Raw genomic sequence first — 18,554 nt, 5'->3', positions numbered from 1 at the left:
AGAGTTAAATTTAGGACTCTTTATTCACCCCTTCCAAATACGCATCCACCTTGTCATTCACATCAGCGACGACCATATTACGCAATTCCAACGCATCATCTTTATTTCTGTGAAAAGACGGGCCATCAAAGGTCTGCCTGTGTGTAGCATTTTCTACACCCTGAATTTGTCGAATCCGTCGGTACATCTCTTCCATCAGCTCGCGGTTCGATGGCCTATCGTCTTCCACATCATTCAGTTTTATACGAAGGGCGAGGGACAAAAGCTGACGGGTCGCTTCTGCATCACTGAGCCTTTCCCTATCTCTCCAAGTAATGAAATCTCTCTCTAACTGCCCTCTTAAAGAGGACTGCAATGGATATGAACGAGACATGTTGAGTCCTTTTTCTTCAATGAACATCAATATAGTATCAATTAAAACCCATTGTGAAAAATATCAAAAACATACTGAAAGTAAGAGCATTATTGGGATAAATGACAATCCATTGAAAAGCAATTCAAAGTCAATTTAAATAGGTCTCTAAGCCATACTATGCATGGGCTAAATAGCAATTCATTGAGAAACCAAATAATGTTATTGTAAATATCCTAAAGTTCCAAACGAGTTTTTGAAAATTTTCCCCTCTAATGAATTACTATTTTCTTTCCATTTAAGTCTATGTTTTTACTGCTTTTAGGTTTTTCCAGACAACCATTTCGATTGAGAATCAATCGGCCGTGGTGTGTGGGGAGTTGAAGGAAGTAACAGGGCCAATTTGGACAAATTTACTGTTAGGTCATACATTCCATCTTGCTGTTGTATTATCGGGGATTCAGTGCCTTTTTGAAAGGGTCAGGGTATGCAAAACTCACCACACTACGTTAAAATCTGCGAAGCAAAATGGTTTACAGGGCCATTTTTTTGTCTATTCAAAGGCAACCATTCCTCTCTATGACCCACTTCAACAGAACGATAGAATCGCTTGGTGATCACACAAGCAAAAGAACCTTCGTATATCATTTGTGGACAGAATGTATGGTAAGCCCCGTTTTGCAAGTTGATAACTTCAAATAACGGAGCTGGTTTGCGCTAATGTATATAGAGTCTTTGTTAGACGTGCGTTAGTTTCGCTCTACGATGAGATCCGCGCCAGATTGTCCTCAAAAATGTGACAGCATTAATAGTGCTAAAATGTCCATCAGGTCTTCAATCTGGTGGTCTAACCGTTATGTCATCTTTCATTATCATCTGCAAATCTTCGTTAGGCTCTTATCTCAAAGGCCTTGTGGGAGACCATAACTGACCATGCAATCCTTGCCAGTTTGTTAGCTAACGCTACAAGAGCGACATTAAATGGCTTTCTCCGCTTGAGCTAAATCAGCCAAGAGCCAAAATACTTTTCTGCCGACGCATCTCGCCAAATGACTGCGCGTGCGGCATGAACAAATAGCTCTCGAAGCTCCTTATTTCCTGGCTTAGATATGCCAAGCATTCGGGGGCTTTCCTCCCGTAGAGTACTGATAAGGAACCAAACCTACCCACGCTGCAACGTTTCGACTGCCTGACTCACATAAGTTACTTCTTTATTCCAGACCCCTACTTGAACTAACCATGTTTGATTTACGTCAAACATAGGTTGTTTTTTTTCATGAACATGTGATGCCTGCTCATAATTTAACCATTCACTCTTTCGATATGCGCCATGTTTGATATGGTGAGTAAGTCAACAATGTCGTTGTCATTTTAGAAAAAGTTAAGGAATACGTTATGAAGAAGGAATACAAAAAGCCTGTAGTTGAAATCGGTGGTGCGTGGGGCAAACACTAATCCACTATAAAAAACGGTCTGCTATTTAGCAGACCGTGAAAATTAGGAGCAACAAAGATGAATATCGTCGAGAACCCTATTTATTGTGATTTTCTAATTACCCCTAATTGCAACTTTGCCTGCGACTTTTGTTCAGCCTCGTCTAATGACAAAAAACAGAAAACTCACCAATTAAGTTTAAGCTCAATTACCAAAGCTCTTCATGAATTGGATGAGATGGATGTTCTGCGAGTTAGCTTTGAAGGCGGAGAACCTTTCTTAAGAAAAGACATATTCGAGATTCTATCAGTTGCTGACGAATTGGATTTTCTTTACTACATCAACACCAATGGCAGCATGATTAACGAGTCAGTTGCGGAAAAGTTATCTAGAACCAATGTCAACCAAGTTTGCATTAGCATAGATGGTCCAAGTGCTGCGATTCACGACCGTTGCAGAGGGTACATTGGCGCTTTTGATAAAATGGAAAATGCCATTTCTCTGTTGCAAAAGCACGAGGTGCCGATTCAAGCAATTATCACACTTACCGCAGTTAACTACTCGTATTTATATGAAACTCTTGAGTTTATCAGTGAACAAGGCATAGAAGCAGCCTCAATTATGTTGTTAGCATCGGTAGGCTCAGCAAACACTTCTTATATAGTTCCTTTCGGCAAATGGGCTGAACTACTAATCAGACTAAGTACTGATAAGTTAAATGGGGATCTGCCCATTAATCTGAGAATCGTATCTACAGGTGAGTCAAATTATCCGTGGGAACTCTATCTTCCGTTGCTTAACAAAAATCAACCAGAATTGCTATCTGCATGGGTCGATGAGAATACAATCGAACCATTTTCTGAAAATTCGTTTGGCTGTACAGCGGGCAAAACTAGCATGGCGATAGATGGTTATGGAAATGTCTATGGTTGTTCATTGATGGTATCAATACCGGAGTTTAAAGCTGGGAATATATTAGAAAGCTCTTTGCAGAATATATGGTATAACTCTGATATGTTTAAAACTCTAAGAAATTCCGGTTTGAGTGACATTAAGGGCGAGTGTAAATCATGCAATCTATTAGCCAAATGCAAAGGTGGATGCAGAGCTTGTGCACAAGCCACAACAGATAGTATTTTTGGTAGCGATTTGCGTTGTAAGAACACTAAAGGAGAAATCATAATATGAAAGTGAATATTGTGAACTTTAAAGGCAATTTTAAAATGCGAAAGAATAAGGATAATTCTGGTGTAATATCTTGCAAAAAAGGAATCATAAAGTTAAATGAAGTGGGATTAGATCAAGTGTGTGCATTAAATGAAAGTATCGTGATTGGCGATGCTGTCAAAAAGATGCATTTGATGTACGAAGCTGACCTTGAGGTGTTAGAGGAAGACCTGAAGTTGACGTTGAACAAGCTTCGGGGGTATGGAATAGAACACAAGCATATTTCGCTATGAGTAGTTTAGGTAGGTTTCACAGATTATCGATACCGATCTACATTTCGTATCTTGTTGGTGTTGCATTCACATTTGCAGATAATGCGATTATTGGTAGATACAACATAGAGAGCTACGCTGTAGTGACTATAGTAAATACGATTATGTATTACATCATTGGCTCTATTGGAACATTTTCTTTGGCTCTGACAATGCAAGGGGCAAAGCACTTAGAGGACAAGCAGTACAAACAATATGAAAAGGTATTTAATACCACACTCGTTATTGGGATGACTATCAGTTTGCTATTCATCGTTTTCTGCATATTGTTTGGCGAATATATTTTTGAGCACTTCTTTTCAATGAGTGAAGATGTGACAAAAATAGCATATAACTTCTTTATTCTTCTATCGTTTGGAGTACCAATAAATATATTAATATTTGCATTTTCTTCATATTTCAAGTCAGTTGAAAAGCCAAAAATCCTTGCTTACAGCTCAATTATTTCTTCGTTGGTAAACATATCGGTAAACTACGTTCTAGTTTTTGGGAAATTCGGATCTCCAAGACTTGGTGCAATAGGAGTTGCGATAGGAACGTTAACAGGATTGAGTGTAAGTTTGGTTATTTATTCATATGGATTCTTTAGGCAAAAAGACATAAGAATAAGACCTGTTTTTGATACATTGGTTTCTAGAAGGCTTATCAAGCTATTCTCAAATCTATTCGTCCAAGATTTGTTTGAGTTTACAGTGTTCTACTTCTTTATATTAGCAGTGATATCCAAATCAGGAGTTATCAATTCTGCAACTTATGGGGTTTTGACTACGATATTTATGGTTATCGTGATGTTGTCATATTCATATGGAAGCGCCTTGCTGATAATCACAAGAAAAGAAATGGACAATCGAAATGAGATAGCAAAATACGCCAAAATCAGCGCATACAGTTTTATAATTATTTGGCTTGTATATAGTTTTATTGTCTGGTTTTCAGGAGAACTTTCCCCGTCGGTTATAACTAACAAAAGTCCTGTGATATTGAACAGCATGAGTCATGTGGCAATATTTGCCGTAAGTCAGCTCATGATTGGCTTGGCAACAATAGCTAGATATTTATTGAATGGGCTGGGTTTTGAAAACTATGTGCTTAAAGCATGCTGCATTGTGTGTCCAGCTTCGGGGCTGCTAATTTATTTAGGAAATACTGCTTTCAACTTTGAGTTTGAGGTTGTCATAGCGCTTGTAACAGCTACATATGTGCTTCTAGCGCTAAGTTTCTGTGCAAAAGCGTACCTAGAGTCAAATAAGAGAGATAAGTACTCACAAGCTTAATTAACTTAAGCAAAAGGTCTGTATAAACTGTAATAGTACGGTCAATTCGGACACTTAAATTAAAGTTTACTACACCATTGCACCTTAGCCCCGTCTAAGTAAAATCAACTGGTTAAGTTCTTAGCGTACAATATTTTCCGAATCGTCGTGTGACCCCTACTAGAGCTTTGTCCAATAACCTCTCCTATGGATTTACAATGGTGTGTGGGGAGTTAGAGAAGAGTTCAGGGCCAATTTGAACAGATCTACTGTCAGGTCATACTTTTTCATCTTGCAGTTGTATTATCGGGGATTTAGCGCTCTTTTGAAAGGGTTGGGGTATGTAAAACTCACTACACTACGTTAAAATGTGCGACGCTAGATGGTTTGTAGGGCCATTTTTTTGTTGATTCTAAGGCATCTAACCCTGTCTATAACCCACTTCTTCGGCGTGATAGAATTGCATAGTGATCACAAGTAAAATAGCCTTCTCAACTCATTTGTGGACAAATGTGAGTTACGAATGTGAGCCATGACAATAATTTGCATTATTTGATGTATCGAAATCTGCCTAGAGTCTAAAGACAATATCACACCCAAATCACATAGTTAGAGCAATAAAAATGGTACAATATTCCGATTATTTTAGTCGGGATCACTTGATGTTTAAGAGTATAAAATCAATAAATAACTTCGGTATCTTCAAAGACACCAAAATGAATGCAGGTCAACCATTCCTACAGTTTAACCTTATATACGGCTTTAACTATTCAGGCAAAACGACACTATCACGTATCTTCAGAGCCATGCAGCAAGGACACCTTCATGAAGACTTTGCAAGCGCCAATTTTACTCTTGAGCGTAATGACGGCGAATCGGTATCAAGTGCAGTATTAGAGCCTATCGAAAATCTTCGTGTCTTCAATTCTGATTACATCAAGGACAACGTTAACTTTATTAATTCAAGTGTGAATCCAGTGTTGATAGTCGGCGAACCTAATATCGAATTAGAAGCAGAGCTAAAACACATAGAAGAAGTTGATGTTCCAGCCAAAGAATTCGAACGTGATCAGTATAGAAAGTTTGCCATCCAGAAACAGGCTGAAAAAGATAATCGACTGAAAACTGTCGGTCAAGTGGTCAGTGCCTTGAACGTCTTAGGCGGTTCTACTTTTACACGTACAGGCGTTACCCCGTTATTGACGCAAGTTGCAGCTAGCGACTTAAAGACAGACGTAGAACTTGATCAACTGATAGATACCGCACGTTCCAAGCAAGCAGATACTGTACCACCTGCATCCATTAGCATCCCTGATATCACGACTTTATTAGGTAATATAGAATCGATTCTGGTGGAATCTGTAACCCGTACAACCATCGACGAACTTGAAGCCAATGCTGTTCTTCGTAAATGGGTTGAAGATGGTCTAAAACATCATCACAAATCAGAGGTATGCCACTTCTGTAAAAACCCTTTGGAACAATTACGTATTGACGAACTAAATGCGTATTTTTCTGATTCCTACAGAAATTTATCAAAAAAAATTAACCACGCAATCAAGCAAGTACAAGATATTAAACTAACGCACTCTATTCCTAAAGCTACCAACCTATATTCAGACTTACAACAAGACTATGATTCACTTAGTGATAAAATTCAGCCACTAGATGAACGAGTCACTGTTATTAAGAATTCACTTATTGAAGCCTTGGAAGATAAGCGTGAACGTATGGAAGAAGTTGTTCCATTTTCACCATCAGATTATCCAATGCCTGATGTGTCAAAATTAACGTGGATGTTAAATGGGCAAATAAACGAACATAATCGTCGTTCATTACAGCATGGAGCCGAACAAACCAAAGCGCGTAATGCGATCAAACGCCACTATGCTTATGTTGAAACTAGTGAATATGATCATCCGGGAGCGATAAAACAGATTCAAGCGTTCAATGATGAGTACCAAGCCACCCAAACTGAAATTATCCGCTTGAATACCCGAGTAAGGGAGATTAAGGCAGAACTTCGGAATGTTAAGCAAGGGGCTGATAACCTGAATGATAATCTTCGGTTGTATTTCGGTAAGACTGACATTGAAATACAACCTGTTGGTGAAACTTACCAGTTCGTTCGTGAAGGGCGACCAGCAAAGCACCTATCTGATGGTGAACGAACGGCTATAGCATTCGCATATTTTATCACTGAACTGGAAGATGAATCTTTAAAAGACACGAAGCCGATAGTGTACTTGGATGACCCGATTTGTAGTTTAGATTCGAATCACATTTACAATGTACTTGGGATTATAAAAGATAAACTGAATCATGAAAAAGTTGAACAGTTGTTTATATCAACGCATAACTTCGAATTCTTCAACTTGGTGAAGACATGGTTTGATTACTACAAACTGGTGAAACGTGATGGTGAAGTTGTTAAACCTAAACGAGCTGAGTTCTACTTAGTAAATCGAAAGCAGAATGCTTCAATGATAGAGAAATTACCAAAGAAATTAAAAGACCACAAATCTGAATACGCTTACTTAATCGCTAAGATAAAAGAAGCCGTACAAAACCCGGAGCGATTTGATGCTGTTTCAGTTCAAGCATATGTACGAAAAATCTTAGAGGTATATTTTACTTTTCGATTCAATAAGCCATTCAGAGCAAATAACAATAGTTTCTTAGAAAAACATTTATTAATAGGGATAGAAAACTCTTCTGCTAAAGCTACAACTTTGTATGAATTTATAAATGATCGTAGCCATGCACAATCTATATCTTTTGGAGTAGAGCTACCTGATGCCTTACAAGCACAATTGCAAGGTGTTTGGGACATAATTGATGAAGCAATTCGTACGAATGACAAACCACACTACGATGCATATTACGCTTAGTTAATCACAATACTTCCCGTTAGAAGGCCACCAACTCTAATGTGAGTGGCTTCCTAGCGGGCAAGGCACACAGGCCAAACTGTTAAGGTTTGTTGATAAGGTCTACTAATGAAAATACTGACTAATTTCTCGATACCAAACTTGATGTATGGAATCCACTTTCCCCTACGCACTCTACACTTAGTTCAGTGCTGAGATACATGAGGATTCCGCCATGCTTACTACTAATGTTATCGCTATCGATTTAGCTAAAAACGTTCTTCAGGTCTGCTATATCAGTGTTCACGGTGAACTTCTTTTTAACAAAGCTTTTAGCCGACAAAAAGCTAGAGAGTTCATTGCTAACGCAAAACCCTCCATCGTTGCGATGGAAGGATGTGGTGGTTGCCATTATTGGGGGCAGCTCGCTCAAGAGCATGGGCAATGCTTCGCCATGAGACAGCTCATAAACCAATTCTACTGAACGCTGATTAAATAAATTTTGCAAAATGATGAAGCACAAAAGGTAAGACCAACCTACTGAAAACCTGGCCGTTCTGTAATGCTAAAACAAGCTGAAAACTCGTTGAGGACAGTAGGTGCGCAAACATCTAAGGCTAGAGGGTAGCTCCCTTAAGAAGAAGCCGAATATACGTACGCATCTTAACTTTTACTGCTCTGTCACTTTGCAAATACGTGGATTCCATATACATAAAGGGGCAGAACTGATTTAGAGCAACCGGTCTGGCATGGTCACATCGAGTAAACGATAGTGACAGGGTACGTTCAGACCCATTTATCTAAAGTGATTGGGTTAAATAGACTTATTGGGCATTTACCTTCCTAATCAACCCTAAACCCATTTCGACTCATTAGGTATTCATAAGTTTCGTTGATGTTAGTTCAAAGCTATCCAAGAGCTTTCCTTAACTAAATCAGCTTCTAGACAGTACCGTGGAGTCGCTTGGTAATCACACATAGTCCAAGCAACTTAGAAAGAGTTTTGGATAGAACATTATCTGAAGATGAAATTATAAACGTTTACACCCGGAAAAACAGATTTATCCTTCTCACATGGACTTACAACTATTATCAATTAACACGTACTTATTGTTATTAAATTGATATGGGATAGATTATTACATTGATTTTATTACAAGCACAGAATCAGCCACCATATTGATAATCTTCCTCTGTGCTATCCTATTAGATGTTTTCAGCTAAATTGCTGATAACATTTCTAGCTTTCATTCGATCATCAATGATAGATTTGATCTTATTACTCAACTCATATCTCACCACGTCAGACTTAGGAATAGGTATCACAACTTCGTCTAATCTTTTCCCTAACGTATCAATAACATCACGAGTAAATTGCTTGGTTCTAATTTGACGTTTTACAATATATGAGTTCAATAGACCTAACAGTAACCATTGGCTTAGCCTGGAATTGTCACAAACCCTTATTTTGTATAAACCACCACAATAAAGAGAGTTTGAATCATCCTCTGTTACGATACACGACGTACCAATAAGGTAAGTGCCATCCCTAACAAGCAGTATATCGCCAGGTTTAACATCTTGTTTGCTAGCATAAGATTGATAAATTTCCTCTGAAATGCCCTGTTTAGGATCATGCTTTATCTCCCAATTAGAAAAATCACTAGTTCTTAAGAAAGGAATATCACCGGTACCATAGGCCATTTTTCCTATTTCATCACCAGTTTTTATTTCCAGAACACGATCTTCTACTAATTGACCTATAGATACACAGTCACAAGTAGCAGCCAATGAGTTTAGCTCATTAGAAACATCAGGATCATAGTATTTAGGCAAATAAATACTTTCATTTATAGATGATTTGTCAAGCCAAAATGTTTCAAACTCGCCGAACTCAGACGTAACAGTATCTGAATTCATGTTGTTTAATATAGTTTCCCATGAGCTACTTAAGAATAAATCTATCGGAGCTTTGCTATTCTTACTTAGACATTCTTCCATCAAAGTTGGGGCGTGTTTAATAAAAGCTTTACCAACTTCTCTGGCTCTCATCGCTTCTCTAGCCTCTTTTGCAATACGTTCTCTTAATGAGATATCTTTTGGTATTGCAAGTTTCAATTCGAAAAGACGGTTGCCAATAGTGTCTATTGTATCAGCAGTAAACTGAACACTTCTAATCTGTGATTGAAACAATGGTGAGTTTATTAGAATGAACAATAAATAAGGATCAATCTTAGATTTATCTGTTACACGCAACTTAAATATATGAGATTGATAAACTATTTTTTCATCTAACTCAGTAATAATACAGTTAGTACCAATAAGGTATGTACCATCTCTAACTAGTAAAATATCGCCTACTTGAACATCTTGCTTCTTTTTATATTCAGCAAAGATATCTTCGCTCACACCTTGCTTAGGCGATGTTTTAGTTTCCCAATTGGTTATGTCAGATGTTCTTACAAAAGGAATATCACCTGTACCATAAGCCAGTTTACCAATTTCATGACCCGTACTAATCTCAAGGACCTTATCTTCAATCAGAGTTGATATTTTTACTATATCATGACTGCTTGATAAAGCGGCAAGTTGCTCTTGTATCTCAGGATTGTAATATTTAGGGATATAGACTCTATCTCTAACGTCATCGGATGACAGCCAATAACCTATCATTTGCCTGCCATCCCTGCTCTGTATATCTCTGCTACCTTAGGAATATCATCCAAGATCTCATCTTCCCCTTTTTCGTTCTTTCTGATAGTTGGGTTTCCTCGACTATCATGACCACACCATTTAACATCAGCCATAAATATCTTATCTGAGTCTTTATACTTGGTGGGTTTCTTTTCACAAATTAGTACACAACACTTCGCATGCGTATGAGGTTGAAATAAGTCCTCAGGCATAGTAACAATCGCTTTGATGTCAGTCTTTTGCTCTATATAGTCGACAACATATCTGTACTTTGGCATTCCAAAAATACTTTCAAGGAGAACTATACCTAGTGTCCCTCCATCTGTCAGCAGGTCTAAACATCTCTCAATAAACAGTATTTGTGGGGGCTGCTTATCTTGAAGGTTCCCTTTGAGGAACTCATCTGCATCCGAGTCATGCTTCCACTTATAGCCTAGATCATAAATTTTCAAGAGATCTTCTGAGTCAATAGCTAACTTCTTCCCAAATGGTGGATTTGTAATAACAAGGTCAAAAGTACCAAAATGAATACCATCATTTGTTGCGTTGGACCAGTTTTCAGGTCGCTCGAGACTATTCTCACAATATACACCACCGCGACCGTCACCAAGGATCGCCATATAAGCCTTTGCCACTTTGCTAAGAAAGTAATCTTTATCGATACCCCTAAAGTTTTTAATTGCTACTTTTTGCTTTTCAGCTTCTATTTCATTTTCAGGCCAGCCGAACTCCCGTCCCGACTCTTCTACTTTTTTCCACACATGCCTTAAGCCCTCGACAAGAAAACCACCGCTACCACAAGCTGGATCGACAATCTTCATATCAGGTGTAGGATCGACCATATCAATGATCATCTTTACCACATTTCTCGGAGTAAAAAACTGACCTTGGCCACCTTTTTAAAGATGGGCCGATGAATACCTCAAAAGCATCACCAACAGCGTCACGAGAGCTATCTTGAAGAGAGTACAACTGCAACTCACCTACAACATACGCTAACGATTTAGCATCTAACAAAATAGAGTCTGCAATTTCAATTACATCATCGTATTGAGATTTTACTTTTTCAAAAAGAGTATCTACACGCGCTTTTACCGATTCAGGAGACTCATCGGTACCTGCACGAAAAGTAACAATCTGATCTTTTCTAGTAAAACGCTCATCATAGATCTTACAAAAGATGAGGTTTATTAGTTGCTGTGCAAAAACTTCATCTCGAGTTATACCAACCGCATTGGCAGCTAAGTAGTTACGGATCGTTTTGAAGACAGACTTCAAGTTCGTTGCAGGTCTTAAGTCCTCACGCTTAAACTTACCAATGTCTTCAACACGCTCTCCATGTCGAGGAATGTTTGGTAATGGAGAAAACTCGACTTTCCCATCCTTTTCAGTTTTGTATATAAACTCTCTTTCGCTACCGTTAAACCATACGCCAATTCTCGCTTTCGAAAAACGTAGGTAGTCTTCCAGTTGACCACGACCATCTTTTCTATTCTTCTTCTTACACTCGATTACAATTTCGATGTTTTCATCAGAATGCTCAGCACTAGAAAAGACTCCAATATCAATAGGGTACTCTTTCTTAGTATCTGAAGGACGAGCTTTAACTCGCCATTGAGGTCTGGTTTGTATCAACGACTTAGGGTAACCATAGTCTTTTACTAGAACTTCGGAAAAAACCTGGACGGCTTCTAATTCTTCTGGTGTAGCTTTGACCTGTGTTCCACTGATATAGTCGAAGATATAACCTTCTTTCAATTCCATAGTTTATCTATAACCCTTATGTAAAGTTGCTAAATCAAGTGGTAAGTTCTTCACTTCTTCCACTTAAAGTTAGCCAAAAGCTCAATGTTCATTTTTATCGTGGGCGTGATTATATGTGAAAGGACTGGTGTAGCATAGGCATAATTATTGTCCGCACTGCAAATCCAAAACTCAGCTTTGCAGCACCTATACCAGACCTAAAATCGAACCATCAAACTCAGCGGTAACGTGACATGACCCAGTGATGCATTGCCAAGTCAGCCCCATAGTTCCATTTGTTCTCTATGGCTGAAATCAAAGGTTCTCAATCGAACAGATCTCTGTTGACGAATGTCTGACGATTGGCTCATCAAAGAGATTTCAATCGACAACACAACTGGCTTAAGTATCTGGATAAACATTTCAAAATAGTCCGCTATTACGGCTTTCGGTCCAATAGGAAAAATGATGCCACACTTCCTACTTTTTTCAGCGTGAAATAGCTGTTGTGAGAACTTATATAATGTTACCTCCTGAAGCTCAACGAATCAGATGAGGTTAGCTTGGGTGTGAGGTGTACCACCTACTTAACTTGTTGATCGATTTTATTTTCTCAACGAATAACATGTTGATTCAACAACAAAATCCGGTGGCGGGTTTAGGACCCCGTTAAACACTCGATACGAGCTTTTACCTTAACTGATGACAACTCGTGATGCTTTAGCACCCCTGAATTTCACGGTTTTGTCTATTTGTTAGGCTGAACTAACCTAATGATGGTGGACCGAGCGAGGCTGACTTCGGTCAGGCCGTATCCGAGTGTACGGTAGTCCTAACCTTGTTCAGTTCACCACCCATTCTTACGACCTCTGAGTGGTGAATACTTGTCAGCAACACTCGGAGGCACTTATGCCTGTTACAATCGCTTATGACCCTCTCCTTTCCCAGAAAGCACGTGAATATCTGATTCAATTGGAAGATTATTTAGTTCACACCAACCCTGAATCAAGTGATGTTACTGACGTGTTGCTCTATTTGAACAAGTTAATCACTATTCATGCCTCGATTGAGAAATGTGACAACTGAGAAGCCAGGTATGGAAATTAACGCTTTTGTTCAAAACTAAGTTAATCCAGAGCCACGTCAAGTGGCTCTTTCTGTGACGCGCTCCTAAATCAAAGCAATTACCAACTAGCAAAGTCCAACTCATCTTTGATGCGCCTGATTTCCTCATCAGTCAAAGTCGATTGATTGGATCCTTTATTGCGATTTTTGACCACTTTAGTCTTCTTATTGCTTTTGTTGTGCTGCTGTTTCTTTAGAGGTGTTTTGTCGGTTGGCTTATCGGGCTTACTAGATACTATATTACTCAATACATCACCGATGCACTGTGCAGAATCCTGCACTTGAGTATCACTGACATGAGTATAACGAAGCGTTGATGATATGCGCTGATGTCCCAGTAATTTCGCAACCATTGGCAAAGGATACCCTTCCATCACGGCATAACTGGCGAAGGTATGCCGCAAGTCATGAATACGCACATCTTCGATATGGGCGAGCCTTCTAACGTGTTGCCAAACGACCGACACTTTCACCTTCCGACACACATAACGACTGAGCAGCGGAAACACATCATCCTGCACGTTGTTGATAGATACAGAGTATCGCTTTCGTACCTGTCGCAAGAGTGCTTGAGCCTCCTTTCCAACATACACTACCTTGGCGCCCGTCTTGCTGTCGGGCAAGTGCCATTCTTCGCCTTTAACATATGACCACTGCAAGCCTGTAACTTCAGAAATTCGGCATCCTGTCAGCAAAATCAATCGAAGTACTAGACAGCAGCACATTTCCATTTCGCCATACTGACTCACGGTACTCAATGCGTTATCAAGTTGGGCGAGCTCCTCTTTACTTAGAAACCGATTCAGAGTGCGCTTTCGATTTTGCTTGATACCGTCACATGGATTAGAGTCACAGTATCCATACTTCACAGCGGCACTGAAAATTGAGCGAAGCACATCAAGGTTTCGGTTGGCAGTACCTGCAAAGGTGCGACTGAGTTCATCGAACCAGCGCTGCACATGGCGGTTATCGATACGATGAAGAGGATACCGACCAAACTCAGGGACTAAGTGACACCTTAATGCACTTCGCGCTATCCGCTGTGAACTTGGTTTCCACGTTGAACAGACGTTGGATAACCACTCCTCTTGTACAAACACATCGAACCGGACATTTCCTGCTATGGAGCGGTTCGCGGCCTTTTCAAAGTCACGCTTCACTTTTTCACGAGCTTGCCTTAGAAGCAGACTGTCAACAGGTGCTATCCGTTTTGTGCCCTTCTCTGCTCTGATGACATAAAACAATGAATCAGTGTGAACTTGCACGCCTAATCCTACTTGCTTGGTATCCCAGAGTGTATAGGGGGTCACTTGTGGCTTTAAGCCGTCAACGCGCTTTTGAGTGAGCTTTTCAAAGTTCATGAGCACATCCCCTTAGCTAACACCTCTGAGACACAAGAGGCCGCTTGATGGATATCGGTACGACTCAAGTGTGCATACTTTAATGTCGTCTCAGGGTCAGCGTGACCAAGTAAACGACTGAGCACAAGAAGATTAACCTTCGACTGTAACGCGATACTGGCGTAGGTATGGCGTAAATCATGTAGTCTCACATCCTCAAGCTTGGCTTGCTTTCGAATGATTGCCCAAGCTGCCGTTAACTGATTGCTCGACAAAGGCTTAGCGCTATCTTCACCATGAAATAGGTACTCCCCTTTTGATGACCACGCCTCAAGATAGGTTCTCACCTGGGAGCACAAGTAAACTGTCTTAGCCCCTGTCTTACTATCCGGCAAATGCCAATGCCCTCCCCGATAGTCTTTCCATTGCAGTAACCGAACTTCTGAGCTTCGACAACCTGTATATATCAGCAAACGAATCACCATGACAACAGCAGGATGAGTACTCTCAAACTTGTCTAGAGCCTGCCATAATGACCGCAGTTCATCTGCATCAAGGTATCGCGTCTTGCCTTCTTCTTTGTAACGTTTGAAATGACGACAAGGGTTCGTATTGGGGTGTCGATAACCCCATGATTCACACTGCTTCATCATCACCGACAACAAGACTAGCGCTTGATTAGCCGTGCCTTTAACGTGTGTCAGTTTTCCAAACCAACGTTCTATATCACTGCGTTCGAGCGTGTGGACTGGACGCTCCCCTAACATCGGTGCAATGTGTAAGCGAAAGGCACTCTCATTCTTTTTTAAGGTTCTCGGTTTCCAGTGGCGAGGATAACGGCGAAAGAACTCTTCTGAGAACGCACTAAGCGTTATGCTTGGTAAGTCTTCAATGTCTTTTAGGTATCGCGAATGGTTCACTTCCTCACGCACTTGCTTTCGAGCCGTTGATAATGAGAGGTCGTTGATGTTGCCTAACTTGCGGTGCACTCGTACTCCGTCGTGTTGATACCGGATATAGAAGCTCTTCTTACCAGAGGGGTAAACCCGCAAGTAAAGCGCTGGCACCCCCTCATCAAAGAACTCTTGAACTCGACCTGTCAGGGCCACTTGGTCGATAAATGATGTAGTGAATCGTATCTTATTCATTGTTTCTGCACCCTTTTTAGGGACACTCAATCGCCAAAACGCCGCAAAAAAGTGTCATTTCATTCAAAGGTATGACTTCTGGCCCTCTTACTTTTCAATCACTTACCGCAGACAACCACCCATAATCGCCAGATTATGTCGTGGTGTGTGGGTCTTTTTGAAGACTGAGCCAAGTCGCCCGACTTGTCCTTGCTCGGTTCGCTTGTTTTTTTGCTCTTGGGAGTGGTTCACGGCGTGAACCTGGCGCGGCGCGCCAGTGATTTGAACTTGACGTGAAGCGAGCGGCGGCACTCTTTACAGAATGCCATCTGAAAACATCGTGGAAGGGGTTTTATTTTTGAAGGCGAGTAAGGGGCATCATGCTGTAATACGCGGCTTGTACTTGTTGAATATAAATGTCGCGTGCGGCTTGGTTGCTCTCTTTAAAGCCTGCATTGTAAGCGCCCACACTATTCCAATTCGTGCCGTGCGTAGCAAAATTAGAACTGAGCACCCAAGCACCAAGGGAGACATTAAAACACGGGTCAAACACGGTAGATTCATTCACACCAAATTGACTCAATTTAGGAAACCAAGTGGAATTGATTTGCATCAAGCCGTAATCACGACTAACGACGTTACCGTGTTTATCTTTATTCTCGTTTGTCGCGTTGGGGTTAAAATTACTTTCCACTTTAGCAATAGCTCTAAGAATAAACGGATCAACATCATAGTGCTGACCTGCTTCTTCAAAACAGAAAGCAAAGCTAACACTCGGTAAAATCAGCCATGTCATTAATGAGTATTTCATAAGCAAAAAATGGTGCCCTGTCAAAGGACACCATTTTATCACTACTATACAAAAAGGTTAATAATCACTCGGAAATAATATCGTGGTACAACTGCGATCCCATTCAGTAATGATCCATATTTTTTCGCCCTTGACTTTAAAGCTGGACATAACACGCTGCCCTGTTTTTGTTGCTCCATCATTGACGATTTTGTCTTCGATGCAGATATCCCCCCAATCACCTTGTTGGTGACGCAAAAGCAGTGGAATTAATACCGCTTGGTCATCCGCAAGAAATTCAGCAATGTGCATTGTCATCACGACGGCGCCTAATTCAAATGGCACAGCAGTACAAACATAAGTTGTGGGTTTGATTTCTTCGGAATTTAGTGTACTATTTTGAATGTTCATTTTTTACTTAATCCTTATTAGTTTCATACAAATGGACGCGCCTAGATATTAGTGACCGCTAATATCTAGGCATCTTGATTAAACATCTTCGGTCTGTCTGACTTCGCAGAACACATGATAAATATCGGATTCGGTGTAACCGTAATCCGCTAACGCATCAACACAATCATCAATATCACCGGTGTAAAAGCATTCATGATTAAATAGCTCGCGACGAATAATCGCATGTTTACCATTTTCTTTGATATCTTGCGCGATACCCTCTTTGTGAATTTGGTCGATTTCTTCTAGCAAATTTTTAGCATTGTGTTTTGGCACAATCAAACCAGCGCCCGCATTGACATATCGCACGCCTTCTTTCGCAGATTTTTTAAGCTGACTACTTGAAAACGCAAAGAAAGCGCTCGCTTTATCAAATGCCTGAGTCAGACGGTCTTGAGTATAATTAGTTAGACTTTTCATCATATTTTCCTTATTGGTCAAAGGACAGGTAAAACCACCCGTTAAAACGGGCAGTTATCGAAAGAGAATATTTTTTGTGAGTCAGTGGACAAATCGAGAATGGCAAACGATTTTTCAATGATTCCCGTCATAAACAGGTTTTCAAATCGGCGTTGTACTTCTTCAATATCGGCAGGGAAGAATTCACCGTTTTTAATAGAAAAGCCAAAAGAGAGTAATTCAAGGGGATGAATTTCACTGTCTGGCGCAATTTTAAAGCCTTGGGTTTTGTCTCTTAGAGATATCATTTTAGGAGAGCTTTTGTAATCCAACGGCAACACGTTGGTCGCTGTGATTGAGTTAGTGGTAGTTAGGGTTGGGTGAAGTTGTGTCATAGTAAGTTCCTTCTGTTTGAGTATCACTTCGGAGCCGCTTAGCTGTCCCTGCTTTCACCATGGTTCTCATTGGCAAGGGCGCGATAGCGTTCATATACCCTTGCCAATGGGGTTCTGGTGTAGGAGGGTTAACAGCGTGCGAGCGCCGGGGGGATACTCAGGCAGAAAACAGGAACGGACGTGGACACCACTTGCCCTGCCCTTACGGACACTTACTCAATCACTGTGAAATTGGGTTTGGGTTTTGGTTTTAGGGTTTGTGTTAAGGATTGGGTCTCTGGAACTTAGAAGCACATTGAGCTCAGCTCAATATCTGTGCTTCAAGTTAGCGAGACGAGGAGTGGAGCGACGAAAAGCCGTGCCCGTAGGGTAACGCCCAACAGAGGAAAAGGCCAACGCCAGCGCCCCATTGTTGACTAAATATTGAGCTTCGGTTAATTTTAAAGCAATCCATCGATTCACTCACATATCATGTGAAGACTAGTATTAATGATCTACGCAGCCACTACACGGTAGACGATCAGGGTAGCTCCCATTACTAGCAAATGATCACTCTAACAAGACATTGTGGATCCTAATCTGAGTTCTGCCATATCATGGTGGGCTTGTCTGAGTGTTTCCTGCTGACGGAACACTGAGCATGTTATTAGGATATCACTATGCCTGTAAAAACCCTCCACACTCCATCCGAAGCCCAGATCCACTACAAAAGCCTTTCTTACGAGACAATGTTGGCAAGTTGGTTTATGTACGACGGTTGGGAAGTCTTTTTGCCCATGATTGACCATGGTATGAAAACCGATGTATTGATTTCTGATGGCCAGCTGTTCTACAGAATTCAAGTGAAGTCGGTAGAATGCAATGATGAAAACACCGTTGTGTCCAGCAAATGGGATGGGGTAAAAATAGACTACGTGGTCTACTTTTCAAGGTGTTCAAACTGGGGCTATATCGCAGAGCCTTTTGAGGGTAAGAGAAAGGTCAATCACCACGATCATATCAGGTTTCACCAACACCCAAAGAATTTTTTTAAAGCGTTCAGTCGGATATAGCTCCTACAAATAGAAAGCGAACAGCATG

General features: G+C 40.5%; 16 protein-coding genes and 2 pseudogenes. 7 read left to right on the top strand and 11 right to left on the bottom strand.

The window, feature by feature from the left end; translation table 11 throughout:
* Nucleotides 1-10: 10 nt before the first annotated feature.
* A complete protein-coding gene (locus AC6I8U_RS25700) occupies nucleotides 11-373 on the bottom strand; it encodes a hypothetical protein (RefSeq protein ID WP_498019868.1) in 363 nt (120 codons plus the stop codon).
* An 868-nt stretch (nucleotides 374-1,241) separates the two neighbouring features.
* Nucleotides 1,242-1,545, bottom strand: a pseudogene (locus AC6I8U_RS25695) (transposase); the annotation flags it as partial.
* A 319-nt stretch (nucleotides 1,546-1,864) separates the two neighbouring features.
* On the opposite strand from AC6I8U_RS25695, the gene AC6I8U_RS25690 reads away from it, so the two are divergent.
* The 5 genes and pseudogenes from AC6I8U_RS25690 to AC6I8U_RS25670 all read left to right on the top strand — a co-directional run.
* Nucleotides 1,865-2,974, top strand: a complete 1,110-nt coding sequence (locus AC6I8U_RS25690; protein WP_498019867.1) for a radical SAM protein — start codon at nucleotides 1,865-1,867, stop codon at nucleotides 2,972-2,974.
* On the top strand, nucleotides 2,971-3,246 hold the full coding sequence (locus AC6I8U_RS25685; protein ID WP_498019866.1) for a hypothetical protein: 276 nt from the start codon (nucleotides 2,971-2,973) through the stop codon (nucleotides 3,244-3,246). The genes AC6I8U_RS25690 and AC6I8U_RS25685 overlap by 4 nt, the downstream gene beginning before the upstream one ends.
* Nucleotides 3,243-4,559, top strand: a complete 1,317-nt coding sequence (locus AC6I8U_RS25680; RefSeq protein WP_498019865.1) for an MATE family efflux transporter — start codon at nucleotides 3,243-3,245, stop codon at nucleotides 4,557-4,559. The genes AC6I8U_RS25685 and AC6I8U_RS25680 overlap by 4 nt, the downstream gene beginning before the upstream one ends.
* A 641-nt stretch (nucleotides 4,560-5,200) precedes the next feature.
* Nucleotides 5,201-7,429, top strand: coding sequence for an AAA family ATPase (locus AC6I8U_RS25675; protein WP_498019864.1), 2,229 nt, complete (start codon nucleotides 5,201-5,203; stop codon nucleotides 7,427-7,429).
* A gap of 214 nt (nucleotides 7,430-7,643) precedes the next feature.
* A pseudogene (locus AC6I8U_RS25670) lies at nucleotides 7,644-7,850 on the top strand (IS110 family RNA-guided transposase); the annotation flags it as partial.
* A gap of 764 nt (nucleotides 7,851-8,614) precedes the next feature.
* Here the strand turns inward: AC6I8U_RS25670 and AC6I8U_RS25665 are convergent.
* Genes AC6I8U_RS25665 through AC6I8U_RS25655 form a run of 3 tightly spaced genes read right to left on the bottom strand, consistent with a single transcriptional unit; the run spans nucleotide 8,615 to nucleotide 11,866 of the window.
* Entirely contained in the window at nucleotides 8,615-10,081 is a 1,467-nt protein-coding gene (locus AC6I8U_RS25665; RefSeq protein ID WP_498019863.1) for a restriction endonuclease subunit S, read from the bottom strand.
* Complete coding sequence (locus AC6I8U_RS25660; protein ID WP_498019862.1) at nucleotides 10,078-10,956, bottom strand: HsdM family class I SAM-dependent methyltransferase; 879 nt, start codon at nucleotides 10,954-10,956, stop codon at nucleotides 10,078-10,080. Before AC6I8U_RS25660 ends, AC6I8U_RS25665 begins: the two co-directional genes overlap by 4 nt.
* On the bottom strand, nucleotides 10,946-11,866 hold the full coding sequence (locus tag AC6I8U_RS25655) for a type I restriction enzyme HsdR N-terminal domain-containing protein (RefSeq protein WP_498019861.1): 921 nt from the start codon (nucleotides 11,864-11,866) through the stop codon (nucleotides 10,946-10,948). Before AC6I8U_RS25655 ends, AC6I8U_RS25660 begins: the two co-directional genes overlap by 11 nt.
* A gap of 888 nt (nucleotides 11,867-12,754) precedes the next feature.
* On the opposite strand from AC6I8U_RS25655, the gene AC6I8U_RS25650 reads away from it, so the two are divergent.
* Nucleotides 12,755-12,931, top strand: coding sequence for a hypothetical protein (locus AC6I8U_RS25650; RefSeq protein WP_498019860.1), 177 nt, complete (start codon nucleotides 12,755-12,757; stop codon nucleotides 12,929-12,931).
* A 98-nt stretch (nucleotides 12,932-13,029) separates the two neighbouring features.
* On the opposite strand, the gene AC6I8U_RS25645 is transcribed toward AC6I8U_RS25650, so the two are convergent.
* The 6 genes from AC6I8U_RS25645 to AC6I8U_RS25620 all read right to left on the bottom strand — a co-directional run bounded on the left by AC6I8U_RS25645 (nucleotide 13,030) and on the right by AC6I8U_RS25620 (nucleotide 17,474).
* On the bottom strand, nucleotides 13,030-14,331 hold the full coding sequence (locus AC6I8U_RS25645; RefSeq protein ID WP_498019859.1) for a tyrosine-type recombinase/integrase: 1,302 nt from the start codon (nucleotides 14,329-14,331) through the stop codon (nucleotides 13,030-13,032).
* The gene (locus AC6I8U_RS25640; RefSeq protein ID WP_498019858.1) at nucleotides 14,328-15,458 is read right to left on the bottom strand and encodes a tyrosine-type recombinase/integrase; all 1,131 of its coding nucleotides are present in this window, start codon (nucleotides 15,456-15,458) and stop codon (nucleotides 14,328-14,330) included. Before AC6I8U_RS25640 ends, AC6I8U_RS25645 begins: the two co-directional genes overlap by 4 nt.
* A 331-nt stretch (nucleotides 15,459-15,789) precedes the next feature.
* Entirely contained in the window at nucleotides 15,790-16,248 is a 459-nt protein-coding gene (locus AC6I8U_RS25635) for a lytic transglycosylase domain-containing protein (RefSeq protein WP_498019857.1), read from the bottom strand.
* A 57-nt stretch (nucleotides 16,249-16,305) separates the two neighbouring features.
* Nucleotides 16,306-16,638: a type I restriction endonuclease subunit M gene (locus AC6I8U_RS25630; protein WP_498019856.1), complete on the bottom strand. Its 333-nt coding sequence runs from the start codon at nucleotides 16,636-16,638 to the stop codon at nucleotides 16,306-16,308.
* Nucleotides 16,639-16,716: 78 nt separating this feature from the next.
* Nucleotides 16,717-17,100: a DUF7659 family protein gene (locus AC6I8U_RS25625; protein WP_498019877.1), complete on the bottom strand. Its 384-nt coding sequence runs from the start codon at nucleotides 17,098-17,100 to the stop codon at nucleotides 16,717-16,719.
* Nucleotides 17,101-17,141: 41 nt separating this feature from the next.
* Nucleotides 17,142-17,474 carry a hypothetical protein gene (locus AC6I8U_RS25620; protein ID WP_498019855.1) on the bottom strand — a complete coding sequence of 111 codons (333 nt, stop codon included), beginning with the start codon at nucleotides 17,472-17,474 and terminating at the stop codon, nucleotides 17,142-17,144.
* A 659-nt stretch (nucleotides 17,475-18,133) separates the two neighbouring features.
* On the opposite strand from AC6I8U_RS25620, the gene AC6I8U_RS25615 reads away from it, so the two are divergent.
* A complete protein-coding gene (locus AC6I8U_RS25615) occupies nucleotides 18,134-18,526 on the top strand; it encodes a hypothetical protein (protein ID WP_498019854.1) in 393 nt (130 codons plus the stop codon).
* The last annotated feature ends 28 nt before the right edge of the window (nucleotides 18,527-18,554 follow it).

It is taken from the genome of Vibrio sp. KUL80, from assembly GCF_059725495.1.
Note: the sequence above shows the minus strand (reverse complement) of the source record. Positions and strands in the feature narration are given on the sequence as shown.

Bases quoted from the DNA above. Each gene is read 5' to 3' on its own strand.
- AC6I8U_RS25700 (WP_498019868.1), bottom strand. From the start codon at position 373: ATGTCTCGTTCATATCCATTGCAGTCCTCTTTAAGAGGGCAGTTAGAG.
- AC6I8U_RS25690 (WP_498019867.1), top strand. From the start codon at position 1,865: ATGAATATCGTCGAGAACCCTATTTATTGTGATTTTCTAATTACCCCT.
- AC6I8U_RS25685 (WP_498019866.1), top strand. From the start codon at position 2,971: ATGAAAGTGAATATTGTGAACTTTAAAGGCAATTTTAAAATGCGAAAG.
- AC6I8U_RS25680 (WP_498019865.1), top strand. From the start codon at position 3,243: ATGAGTAGTTTAGGTAGGTTTCACAGATTATCGATACCGATCTACATT.
- AC6I8U_RS25675 (WP_498019864.1), top strand. From the start codon at position 5,201: ATGTTTAAGAGTATAAAATCAATAAATAACTTCGGTATCTTCAAAGAC.
- AC6I8U_RS25665 (WP_498019863.1), bottom strand. From the start codon at position 10,081: ATGATAGGTTATTGGCTGTCATCCGATGACGTTAGAGATAGAGTCTAT.
- AC6I8U_RS25660 (WP_498019862.1), bottom strand. From the start codon at position 10,956: ATGATCATTGATATGGTCGATCCTACACCTGATATGAAGATTGTCGAT.
- AC6I8U_RS25655 (WP_498019861.1), bottom strand. From the start codon at position 11,866: ATGGAATTGAAAGAAGGTTATATCTTCGACTATATCAGTGGAACACAG.
- AC6I8U_RS25650 (WP_498019860.1), top strand. From the start codon at position 12,755: ATGCCTGTTACAATCGCTTATGACCCTCTCCTTTCCCAGAAAGCACGT.
- AC6I8U_RS25645 (WP_498019859.1), bottom strand. From the start codon at position 14,331: ATGAACTTTGAAAAGCTCACTCAAAAGCGCGTTGACGGCTTAAAGCCA.
- AC6I8U_RS25640 (WP_498019858.1), bottom strand. From the start codon at position 15,458: ATGAATAAGATACGATTCACTACATCATTTATCGACCAAGTGGCCCTG.
- AC6I8U_RS25635 (WP_498019857.1), bottom strand. From the start codon at position 16,248: ATGAAATACTCATTAATGACATGGCTGATTTTACCGAGTGTTAGCTTT.
- AC6I8U_RS25630 (WP_498019856.1), bottom strand. From the start codon at position 16,638: ATGAACATTCAAAATAGTACACTAAATTCCGAAGAAATCAAACCCACA.
- AC6I8U_RS25625 (WP_498019877.1), bottom strand. From the start codon at position 17,100: ATGAAAAGTCTAACTAATTATACTCAAGACCGTCTGACTCAGGCATTT.
- AC6I8U_RS25620 (WP_498019855.1), bottom strand. From the start codon at position 17,474: ATGACACAACTTCACCCAACCCTAACTACCACTAACTCAATCACAGCG.
- AC6I8U_RS25615 (WP_498019854.1), top strand. From the start codon at position 18,134: ATGCCTGTAAAAACCCTCCACACTCCATCCGAAGCCCAGATCCACTAC.